At 61.0% G+C, this 10,699-nt stretch carries 9 protein-coding genes; 5 read left to right on the top strand and 4 right to left on the bottom strand.

The annotated features are described in order from the left end of the window. Positions 1-156 precede the first annotated feature (156 nt). From B0W55_RS26495 to B0W55_RS26510, 4 genes are all read right to left on the bottom strand, one after another. Complete coding sequence (locus B0W55_RS26495) at positions 157-1,041, bottom strand: ABC transporter permease subunit (protein WP_077048875.1); 885 nt, start codon at positions 1,039-1,041, stop codon at positions 157-159. Then, positions 1,038-1,919 (bottom strand): ABC transporter permease subunit, encoded by an 882-nt coding sequence (locus B0W55_RS26500; protein ID WP_175645571.1) that lies wholly within the window; start codon positions 1,917-1,919, stop codon positions 1,038-1,040. The genes B0W55_RS26495 and B0W55_RS26500 overlap by 4 nt, the downstream gene beginning before the upstream one ends. A 29-nt stretch (positions 1,920-1,948) precedes the next feature. Next, positions 1,949-3,091, bottom strand: coding sequence for a polyamine ABC transporter ATP-binding protein (potA, locus tag B0W55_RS26505; RefSeq protein ID WP_077048877.1), 1,143 nt, complete (start codon positions 3,089-3,091; stop codon positions 1,949-1,951). 362 nt (positions 3,092-3,453) lie between these two features. Continuing rightward, positions 3,454-4,215 (bottom strand): gamma-glutamyl-gamma-aminobutyrate hydrolase family protein, encoded by a 762-nt coding sequence (locus B0W55_RS26510; RefSeq protein ID WP_077048878.1) that lies wholly within the window; start codon positions 4,213-4,215, stop codon positions 3,454-3,456. A 282-nt stretch (positions 4,216-4,497) separates the two neighbouring features. On the opposite strand from B0W55_RS26510, the gene B0W55_RS26520 reads away from it, so the two are divergent. The 5 genes from B0W55_RS26520 (at position 4,498) to B0W55_RS26540 (ending at position 10,503) form a co-directional block, all read left to right on the top strand. Beyond that, positions 4,498-5,874, top strand: a complete 1,377-nt coding sequence (locus tag B0W55_RS26520; RefSeq protein WP_077048880.1) for a glutamine synthetase family protein — start codon at positions 4,498-4,500, stop codon at positions 5,872-5,874. A gap of 189 nt (positions 5,875-6,063) precedes the next feature. After that, positions 6,064-7,554 (top strand): aldehyde dehydrogenase, encoded by a 1,491-nt coding sequence (locus B0W55_RS26525; RefSeq protein WP_077048881.1) that lies wholly within the window; start codon positions 6,064-6,066, stop codon positions 7,552-7,554. A gap of 51 nt (positions 7,555-7,605) precedes the next feature. Next, positions 7,606-8,883, top strand: coding sequence for an FAD-binding oxidoreductase (locus B0W55_RS26530; RefSeq protein ID WP_077048882.1), 1,278 nt, complete (start codon positions 7,606-7,608; stop codon positions 8,881-8,883). 368 nt (positions 8,884-9,251) lie between these two features. Then, the gene (locus tag B0W55_RS26535) at positions 9,252-9,800 is read left to right on the top strand and encodes a cupin domain-containing protein (protein WP_077048883.1); all 549 of its coding nucleotides are present in this window, start codon (positions 9,252-9,254) and stop codon (positions 9,798-9,800) included. Between the two features lie 232 nt (positions 9,801-10,032). Further along, entirely contained in the window at positions 10,033-10,503 is a 471-nt protein-coding gene (locus B0W55_RS26540; protein ID WP_077048884.1) for an anti-virulence regulator CigR family protein, read from the top strand. Positions 10,504-10,699: the final 196 nt, after the last annotated feature.

Genomic DNA, 10,699 nt, shown 5'->3' on the forward strand with positions numbered 1-10,699 from the left:
GCTTCGCAGCCCGACGGGAGCAAGCTCCCTCGCCACAAGAGTCCTTTCACAAGAGTTCTTTCACAACAGTCCTTTCACAACAGTCCCTTCACAAGAGCCCCTTCACAACAGCCCCTTCACAACAGCCCCGTTGCCGCAGTCGATTGAGCAACGACCTCAGGCCGCCGCTCCCACCATCTGCTTCTTCGGCTGCTGCCACGACTCGCTCGCCGTCTGGTCCATCGCTTCCTGAATCGCCCGCTTGCGGCTCGCTTCAGCACGACGGCTGAAGTACCAGACCATGAAGGTCACGATCGACACTGCCAGCAAGATCAGACTCGCCACGGCGTTGATCTCAGGCTTCACGCCCAGACGCACCGCCGAGAACACTTCCATCGGCAGGGTCGTGGAACCCGGACCCGACACGAAGCTGGCCAGCACCAGGTCATCCAGCGACAAGGCGAACGACATCATCCCGCCCGCTGCCAACGAAGGGGCGATCATCGGAATGGTGATCAGGAAAAACACCTTGAAGGGTTTGGCCCCCAGATCCATGGCCGCTTCTTCGATGGACAGGTCCAGTTCCCGAAGGCGCGCGGAGACTACCACCGCCACGTAGGCGGCACAAAAGGTGGTGTGGGCGATCCAGATCGTGACGATGCCACGCTCCATCGGCCAACCGATCAACTGCGCCATGGCCACGAACAGCAGCAACAGCGACAGCCCGGTGATCACTTCCGGCATCACCAGCGGCGCAGTCACCAGGCCGCCAAACAGCGTGCGACCCTTGAAGCGCGTGACGCGCGTCAGCACGAACGCCGCCAGGGTGCCCAGTGCAACAGCCGCCAATGCCGTGTAGCAGGCGATCTCCAGCGAGCGCACCACCGAGCCCATCAGTTGCGTGTTGTCCAGCAGACCGGCGTACCACTTGAACGACCAGCCACCCCACACCGTCACCAGCTTGGAGGCGTTGAACGAGTAGATCACCAGAATCAGCATCGGCAGGTAGATGAACGACAGGCCGAAAATCAGCATGAACTTTGAAAATCCGAAGCGCTTCATCCCCGACTCTCCATCTCTTTGGCCTGGCTACGGTTGAACAACAGGATCGGCACAATCAGGATCAACAGCATCACCACCGCCAGGGCGGACGCCACCGGCCAGTCGCGGTTGTTGAAGAACTCCTGCCACAGCACGCGGCCGATCATCAGGGTCTCCGGGCCGCCCAGCAGTTCCGGGATCACGAACTCACCCACCACTGGAATGAACACCAGCATGCAGCCGGCGATGATGCCGTTCTTGGCCAAGGGCACGGTGATTTTCCAGAAGCTGTTGAAGGTGCTCGAACCCAGATCCGACGCGGCTTCCAGCAGGCTCTGATCGTGTTTGACCAGGTTGGCGTACAGCGGCAGGATCATGAACGGCAGGTACGCATAAACCACCCCGATATAGACCGCCGTGTTGGTGTTGAGGATCTCGATCGGGTGATCGATCAGCCCGGTCCACATCAGGAAGCCATTGAGCAGACCGTTGTTGCTGAGGATGCCCATCCAGGCATACACGCGGATCAGGATCGCGGTCCAGGTCGGCATCATGATCAGCAGCATCAAGACGTTTTGCGCTTCCTTGCTCGCCTTGGTGATGGCGTAGGCCATCGGAAACCCGATCACCAGGCACATCAGGGTGCTGAACAGTGCGACCTTCAACGAACCCAGGTAGGCCGAGATGTACAGCTCATCTTCGCCCAGCAGGGTGTAGTTGCCGATGTTGAGCAGCAGGTTGAATTTCTGCTCGGCGAAGGTGTAGATCTCCGAGTAGGGCGGAATGGCCAGGGCCGCTTCCGAGAAGCTGATCTTCATCACCAGGAAGAACGGCAGCATGAAGAACAGGCACAGCCACACGAACGGAATGCCGATCACCAGTTTTCGCCCACTGGGCACTAGGCGCAGCAATTGCTGATTGAAGGTTCTCATGCGCGCAGTACCACGCCGCTGTCGTCTTCCCACCACACGTAGACCTGATCGTCCCAGGTCGGACGTGCGCCCCGGCGTTCGGCGTTGGCCATGAACGACTGCACCACTTTGCCGCCGGGCAGTTCGACGTAGAACACCGAGTGACCGCCCAGGTACGCAATGTCATGCACCTTGCCGCTGGACCAGTTGTAGCGGGCATCGGGTCTGCTGGTGCTGACCAGCAGTTTTTCCGGACGGATCGCGTAGGTGATCGACTTGTCCTGCACCGAGGTGCTGACGCCGTGACCGACATAGATCTTCTGTTCCAGGTCCGGGCTATGAATGATCGCGTGACCTTCCAGGTCCTCGACCACCGTGCCTTCGAAAGCGTTCACGTTGCCGATGAACTCGCAGACCATGCGGCTGACCGGTGCTTCATAAATGTCGACCGGGCTGCCGATCTGTGCGATCCAGCCCAGGTGCATGATGGCGATGCGCTGGGCCATGGTCATGGCCTCTTCCTGGTCGTGGGTCACCATCACGCAGGTCACACCCACGCGCTCGATGATTTCCACCAGTTCCAGCTGCATCTGCGAGCGCAGCTTTTTATCCAGCGCGCCCATGGGCTCGTCGAGCAACAGCAGCTTCGGTCGTTTGGCCAGGGAGCGGGCCAGGGCCACGCGCTGACGCTGGCCGCCGGACAACTGATGGGGTTTGCGCTTGGCGTACTGGGTCATGTGCACCAGGCGCAGCATCTCTTGCACCCGGGCGTCGATTTCGGCAGCGGGCAAACGGTCCTGCTTGAGGCCGAAGGCGATGTTCTGCGCCACGGTCATGTGCGGGAACAGGGCATAGGACTGGAACATCATGTTGATCGGCCGCTCGTAGGGCGGCATGTCGGTGATGTCCACGCCGTCGAGCAGAATCCGCCCTTCGGTCGGGCGCTCGAAGCCGGCGAGCATGCGCAGCAGGGTCGATTTGCCGGAACCGGAACCACCGAGCAGGGCGAAGATTTCACCCTGATGAATCTCCAGGGACACATCGTCCACGGCGGTGGTTTCGTCGAACTTCTTGGTGACGCGATCGACTTTCACCAACACCTTTTTCGGTGCCTGGTGCCCTTCAAGAGCCTTCCTGTAGATGCTGGAGGCGTTTGCCATGTGAAACTCCCAACAGGTTTCAGTCGCCGGGCCAACGCGGCCTGGCTTAATAGTTGATTGCAAACCCGAGCGGGATGTCGTCGGTCAATTCAACGGTGATCCCCTGTGGGAGCGGGCTTGCTCGCGAAGGCGGTGTGTCAGGCACCGGTGATGTCGACTGACACTCCGCCTTCGCGAGCAAGCCCGCTCCCACATGGATCGCGTTTCCTGACCCATCCCCTCGGGTTAATTCGGCGCCGCCATCCTGGCTGCCTGGTAGTGCTTGTTGTTATTGCAGTGTGTCGCTGTCGCAAGCGGCGGGCGCGCAAAGGCACGCCCGTCTGAATTGCGGGGGCAGTAAAGGGGTGTTTAGCGGGTCGGGATCAGCGCAAATTACGCAGCGCCGCCCGTTGCCGGCACGCATCGCCGAACGCCTGGAAAATGCGCAGGTACGGCGGGTTGTCCAGCACTTGCCATTCCGGGTGCCATTGCACGCCGAGGGCGAAGGCCTGGCTGTCTTCCACCGAGACCGCCTCGATCAAGCCATCGGGTGCGAGCGCTTCGGCGCGCAGGCCCGGGGCGAGTCGATCGATGCCCTGGCTGTGAATCGAGTTGACCTGGAACACCGGCGGCAGGTCCAGCGCCTGGAACACGCCGCCGGGCTGCACATTCACCGCGTGGGCCGGTGCATATTGCACCGCCAGTTCCGGATGGTTGGCTTCACGGTGGTCAAGGAAACCGGGGAGTTCGTGGACCTTCTGGTGCAGGCTGCCACCGAACGCCACGTTCATCTCCTGAAAGCCGCGGCAGATGCCGAGCACCGGCACGCCGGCAGCAATGGCCGCGCGGATCAGGGGCAGGGTGGTGCGATCGCGCTGGGGATCGTGTTCGGTGCCGGGGGCGCTGTCGGGGCCTTGATAGTGGAAGGGTTCCACGTTCGACGGCGAGCCGGTCAGCAACAGACCGTCGAGCTGCGCCAGCAGATCCTCGATTTCGGTCAGTTCAGCCAGGGAAGGAATGACGACGGGCAGCCCCAGCGCCGCCACGCTGACAGCACGCAAGTACTTGTCGCCGCTGACGTGGTAGGGGTGCAGGCCAATCTGTTTGACGCATGCAGTAACGCCGATCAATGGCTTGAATGCCATTTTTATCACCTCGAAGTTTCACACTTGAACGAGCTTTTCTGGAGCTTAGCCTTGTTGATTTTAATTAACAACTCTCATGTAAAAAATTCTAAACGCCGCACGTCTGATCGTGAGGATTTACGGGTGTTCGGCGGCTGATCTGGCACTCTCGTGCCGCTGAGAGGCCCGAAAATAAACGCTGAAAGGCGCAGTGTTCGCTATTGACTTCACTTTGCCTTTCGGATTGACTGGCTGCGTGAAAGGGCGGTGAACATAATAATTAACAGTAAAAATAGGTGCATCATGTCGGTCCCTCTGCGTACCGTTCAACTCAACGAAGCAAACGCATTCCTTAAGAAATATCCTGAGGTTTTGTACGTCGACCTTCTGATTGCGGATATGAACGGTGTGGTGCGCGGCAAGCGCATCGAACGCACCAGTCTTCATAAGGTTTACGAGAAAGGCATCAACCTGCCGGCGTCGCTGTTCGCGCTGGACATCAATGGCTCTACGGTGGAAAGCACCGGCCTGGGCCTGGACATCGGCGACGCCGACCGGATCTGCTACCCGATCCCCGGCACCCTGAGCATCGAGCCGTGGCAGAAGCGCCCGACCGCGCAACTGCTGATGACCATGCACGAGCTCGAAGGCCAGCCGTTCTTCGCTGACCCGCGTGAAGTACTGGCCAACGTCGTGCGCAAGTTCGACGACCTGGGCCTGACCATCTGCGCCGCGTTCGAGCTGGAGTTCTACCTGATCGACCAGGACAACGTGAACGGTCGCCCGCAATCGCCGCGTTCGCCGGTGTCCGGCAAGCGTCCGATGTCGACCCAGGTGTACCTGATCGACGACCTCGACGAATACGTCGACTGCCTGCAGGACATCCTCGAAGGCGCCAAGGAGCAGGGCATCCCGGCCGACGCCATCGTCAAGGAAAGCGCCCCGGCGCAATTCGAAGTCAACCTGCATCACGTGGCCGACCCTATAAAGGCTTGCGACTACGCGGTCCTGCTCAAGCGTCTGGTGAAGAACATCGCCTACGACCACGAAATGGACACCACCTTCATGGCCAAACCGTACCCGGGCCAGGCGGGCAACGGTCTGCACGTGCACATTTCGATTCTCGACAAGGAAGGCAACAACATCTTTGCCAGCGAGGATCCCGAGCAGAACGCCGCGCTGCGACATGCGATCGGCGGTGTGCTCGAGACCCTGCCGGCGCAGATGGCGTTCCTCTGCCCGAACGTCAACTCGTACCGTCGTTTCGGCGCGCAGTTCTACGTGCCTAACTCGCCGAGCTGGGGCATCGACAACCGCACCGTCGCGGTCCGCGTGCCGACCGGTTCGCCGGACGCCGTGCGCATCGAGCATCGCGTGGCCGGTGCCGACGCCAACCCGTACCTGTTGATGGCCTCGGTGCTGGCCGGTGTGCACCACGGCTTGACCAACCAGATCGAACCGGGCGCCCCGGTGGAAGGCAACAGCTACGAGCAAAACGAACAAAGCCTGCCGAACAACCTGCGCGATGCATTGCGTGAGCTGGACGACAGCGAGGTCATGGCCAAATACATCGACCCGATGTACATCGACGTGTTCGTGGCGTGCAAGGAAAGCGAACTGGCCGAGTTCGAGAACTCCATCTCCGACCTTGAGTACAACTGGTACTTGCACACCGTTTGACCCCGCGAACGCCACAGCTCAAATGTGGGAGCGGGCTTGCTCGCGAATATGGTGGGTCAGCCAGCGATGATGTCGACTGACACGCCGCCTTCGCGAGCAAGCCCGCTCCCACAGGGGTCGCATTTCAAATTTCGAATGGGTGGGCGTCGTTGCGACGATCACTCAATTCCCCTGCGTCGAGTCACAACCATGACAATCACTCGCAGCGACTGGGAGCAACGCTTCCAGTCCCTCAACATCGAAAGCCGTGCCTTCATCGACGGTCAATACTGCCCGGCCGCCAGCGGCGCCACCTTTGAATGCGTCAGCCCGGTGGACGGTCGCTTCCTGGCCAACGTCGCCAGCACCGACGAAGCCGACGCCAACGCCGCGGTCGCCGTCGCACGCCGCAGCTTCGAATCAGGCGTCTGGGCCAGGCTGGCCCCGGCCGAGCGCAAGCGCGTACTCATCCGCTTCGCCGACCTGATCCTGGCCAACCGCGAAGAACTGGCGCTGCTCGAAACCCTGGACATGGGCAAGCCCATCAGCGACTCGATGAACGTCGACATCCCGGCGACCGCCAACGCGATCCGCTGGACCGCCGAAGCCATCGACAAGATCTACGACGAAGTCGCCGCCACCCCCCACGATCAGCTGGGCCTGGTAACCCGTGAGCCGGCCGGCGTGGTCGCGGCCATCGTGCCCTGGAACTTCCCGCTGATCATGGCCAGCTGGAAATTCGCCCCGGCGCTGGCAGCAGGCAACTCGTTCATCCTCAAGCCGTCGGAAAAGTCGCCGCTGACCGCGATTCGCATCGCGCAGTTGGCACTGGACGCCGGCATCCCCAAGGGCGTGTTCAACGTGCTGCCGGGCTACGGCCACACCGTGGGCAAGGCGTTGGCGCTGCACATGGACGTCGATGTACTGGCCTTTACCGGTTCCACCGCAATCGCCAAGCAACTGATGATCTACGCCGGGCAAAGCAACATGAAACGCGTCTGGCTGGAAGCCGGCGGCAAGAGCCCGCACGTGATCTTCGCCGATGCGCCGGATCTGCGCGTGGCTGCCCAGGCCGCTGCGAGCGGTATCGCCTTCAACCAGGGCGAAGTCTGCACCGCCGGCTCGCGCTTGCTGGTGGAGCGTTCGATCCGCGATCAATTCATCCCGCTGCTGGTCGACGCGCTGCAAGCCTGGAAACCGGGGCATGCCCTCGATCCGGCCACCACCGTGGGCGCCCTGGTCGATCAGCGGCAACTGGACAACGTGCTGCGCTACATCGACATCGGTCGGGAGCAGGGCGCCGAGCTGATCGCCGGTGGCCAGCGCACCCTTGAAGACACCGGTGGCCTGTACGTCGAACCGGCGATTTTCGATGGCGTGACCAACGCCATGACCATCGCCCAGGAAGAAATCTTTGGCCCGGTGCTGTCGCTGATCACCTTCGACACCGCTGAAGAAGCCCTGCAAATCGCCAACGACAGCATTTTCGGACTGGCCGCCGGCGTGTGGACCAGCAACCTGAGCAAGGCCCACACCTTCGCCCGTGGCCTGCGCGCCGGCAGCGTGTGGGTCAACCAGTACGACGGCGGCGACATGACCGCGCCGTTTGGCGGGTTCAAGCAATCGGGCAACGGTCGCGACAAATCGCTGCATGCGTTCGACAAGTACACCGAGCTCAAAGCGACCTGGATCAAGCTCTAATACCTATAAAAAAAGCGACGGTCGTCGTTGTGGCGACCTTCGGAGAAACCTATGAAACATGTAAACAGCTACTACGCCGCCACCCGAAACTTCACCGGCGATTTCCCCGTGCTGGAAGGCGCGGTGGACTGCGACGTCTGCATCATCGGCGCCGGCTACACCGGCCTGTCCTCGGCGCTGTTCCTCGCCGAAGCGGGCTACAGCGTCACCGTACTGGAGGCGGCCAAAGTCGGCTTCGGTGCCAGCGGTCGCAACGGCGGTCAACTGGTCAACTCCTACAGCCGCGACGTCGATGTCATCGAAGAGCGCTATGGCGACAAGACCGCCGAAGTGCTCGGCAGCATGATCTTCGAAGGCGCCGACATCATTCGCCAGCGCATACAGCACTACGACATCCAGTGCGACTACCGCCCGGGTGGCATCTTTGCGGCGCTGAACAAGAAGCAGCTCAAGGGCCTGGCCGAACAGAAGAAGAGCTGGGAACGCTACGGCAACAAGAACCTGACCCTGCTCGGCGAAGCCGACATCAAGCGCGAAGTGGGGTGTGACAACTACGTCGGCGGCCTGCTGGACATGCAGGGCGGGCACATTCACCCGCTGAACCTGGCCCTGGGCGAGGCCTCGGCGATCATCGGCCTGGGCGGCAAGATCTACGAGCAATCGGCGGCGGTGGAAATCAGCTACGGCGAACCGATCACCGTGCGCACCGCCAAGGGCCTGGTGCGGGCCAAGTACCTGCTGATCGCCGGCAACGCCTACCTGCCGCAGGGGCTGGACAACCGTGTGACCGCCAAGAGCATGCCCTGCGGTTCGCAGATCGTCGTCACCGAGCCGTTGCCCGAGAAGGTGGCGCGCAGCCTGATCAAGAACAACTACTGCGTTGAAGACTGCAACTACCTGCTCGACTACTTCCGCCTGACCGCCGACAACCGTCTGCTGTACGGCGGTGGTGTGGTCTACGGCGCCCGCGAGCCGGACGACATCGAGCAGTTGATCCGCCCTAAAATCCTCAAGACCTTCCCGCAATTGAAGGACGTGAAGATCGACTACCGCTGGACCGGCAACTTCCTGCTGACCATGTCGCGTATGCCGCAATTCGGCCGTATCGAGAAAAACGCCTACTTCATGCAGGGCTATAGCGGTCACGGCGTCACCTGCTCGCACCTGGCCGGCAAATTGATCTCGGAAATGATCCGCGGCGACGCCGAGCGCTTCGACGCCTTCGCCTCCCTGCCACACATGCCGATGTTCGGCGGCCGCACCTTCCAGGCCCCGCTCACCGCCATGGGCGCGGCGTACTACGCCTTGCGTGACCGGTTCGGGATTTAAGCGTTACCTCGCCGGCGGTAACCTTCAAAAGGTACCGCCGGTCTTTTATTTTTCGGCTCACCGCAGTCAATTCGCAGGCGCGAGGCTTGCCCGCGATGGCGACGGATCAGCCGGTATCACGTCGCCTGAAACGCCCCATCGCGAGCAAGTTTTGCTTCTACAGCAACATCCACAAACGTGATTTAATAGCCGCCTTTCACGTTTGCGGGATCGGAAAACGGCGTGATCCGCGCCTGCTCTCCACCCTTCCATAATCATTGTAGGAGCGAGCTTGCTCGCGATAGCGTTGGTTCGGCCGACATCAATGTTGAAGGTCAGATCCAAATCGCGAGCAAACGCACTCCTACGGGTTGGCACATAAGGCTGTCATGGATACGGGCTCACGACTCAAATTAGTACGCGAAAGCTATAAACTGTCCCAGCGAGAGCTGGCCCGGCGTAGCGGCGTCACCAATGCCACCATCTCGCTGATCGAGCAGAACCGCGTCAGCCCCTCGGTCAGCTCGCTGAAAAAGCTGCTCGAAGGCATCCCCATGTCCCTGGCGGACTTCTTCACCTTCGACCAGCCGCCCCGCGAACACCAATACGTCTTCCGCGCCAACGAACAACCCGACCTGGGCCGCCACGGCCTGCGCCTGCTGCTGATCGGCGCCTCCGTCCCAAGCCGCCAGATGCGCCTGCTGCGCGAGCAATACGCCCCGGGCGCCAGCTCCGGCGAAGAACCGATCGTGCACGCCGAAGGCGAGGAGTGTGGGCTGGTGACGCGGGGTACAGTCGAGCTTACGGTGGATGGGCAGGTCAGCATCCTCGGGGCGGGTGATGGCTATTATTTCCCCACGACCTTGCCGCATCGGTTTCGCAATATCGGGCAGGATGAGGCGGAGATCATCAGCGCGAATACGCCGGCGAACTTCTGATTTCTCCGGTTGAGGAACGTCGTATTTGTCAGGGTTGAAAAAAACCGATGCCTGCTCAGGCATCGGTTTTTTTATGCGCGTAAGATCCGGTGTCAACGTCGCTGCCAGTCCCTTCAGTTCCGCCTGTATCGAAGATCAAATGCAAGCTGGCGGCGCAATCGGCCGCCGAGCAACTAACCTCATTATCAGCGTCAAATTGTGAAGGAACATCCCTGCCTTGAAGGAGCCATTCATGTTCAGACCCCGTTCGTTGATAGCAGCGGTTACAAGCCTTGCGTTGGTTTGCGGTTCAGCATCCGCATTGGCAGATCCAGGTAACGGGAAGGGCCAGGGCAACGCCAAGGCAAATTCACAGAATGCCCAAGACCATGGCAACCAGGGCGGTCATGGCAATAAAGGCAAACAGTCAGGTGGCGGTAGTTGGGACCACGGTCCGAGTATCGATCGCACAAACGTACTGGGGATTGTCGGCGGTTATCGCGACTACTGGACGCCAGGTCCGGCTTTACCGCCCGGTATCCAGAAAAACCTCGCACGAGGCAAACCGCTGCCGCCAGGGATCGCCAAGAAGCTCGATGGTCGGCTGGTCGGCAGATTGCCCCATTACGACGGATACGAATGGCAACAGGCGGGCACGGACCTGATCCTCGTCACCCTGGCGACCGGGCTTATATACGAAGTGCTCAACGGGGTCTTCGACTAGGCCCTCCGTCCGTCGCCCGTGCTTGAACCGATCAGGGTTTCGCGCGTCTCAGATCGTGCGAAATCAACCCTACGGAAGCAATCATGCTTTTAAATAACAAAAGTCTCGCTGCTGTGCTGTCCTGCGCCATGATGCTGGCCGCCGCTCCCCTGCTGCCGGCCGATCTTTCCCTCATCAGCGCTGCCCATGCCAAAGA

The organism is Pseudomonas sp. KK4, assembly GCF_001984065.1.
Taxonomy (GTDB): Bacteria; Pseudomonadota; Gammaproteobacteria; order Pseudomonadales; family Pseudomonadaceae; genus Aquipseudomonas.

Excerpts from the sequence above, each read along its gene's own strand:
- B0W55_RS26495 (WP_077048875.1), bottom strand. The coding sequence starts at position 1,041 with ATGAAGCGCTTCGGATTTTCAAAGTTCATGCTGATTTTCGGCCTGTCG.
- potA (WP_077048877.1), bottom strand. The coding sequence starts at position 3,091 with ATGGCAAACGCCTCCAGCATCTACAGGAAGGCTCTTGAAGGGCACCAG.
- B0W55_RS26510 (WP_077048878.1), bottom strand. The coding sequence starts at position 4,215 with ATGGCATTCAAGCCATTGATCGGCGTTACTGCATGCGTCAAACAGATT.
- B0W55_RS26520 (WP_077048880.1), top strand. The coding sequence starts at position 4,498 with ATGTCGGTCCCTCTGCGTACCGTTCAACTCAACGAAGCAAACGCATTC.
- B0W55_RS26525 (WP_077048881.1), top strand. The coding sequence starts at position 6,064 with ATGACAATCACTCGCAGCGACTGGGAGCAACGCTTCCAGTCCCTCAAC.
- B0W55_RS26530 (WP_077048882.1), top strand. The coding sequence starts at position 7,606 with ATGAAACATGTAAACAGCTACTACGCCGCCACCCGAAACTTCACCGGC.
- B0W55_RS26535 (WP_077048883.1), top strand. The coding sequence starts at position 9,252 with ATGGATACGGGCTCACGACTCAAATTAGTACGCGAAAGCTATAAACTG.
- B0W55_RS26540 (WP_077048884.1), top strand. The coding sequence starts at position 10,033 with ATGTTCAGACCCCGTTCGTTGATAGCAGCGGTTACAAGCCTTGCGTTG.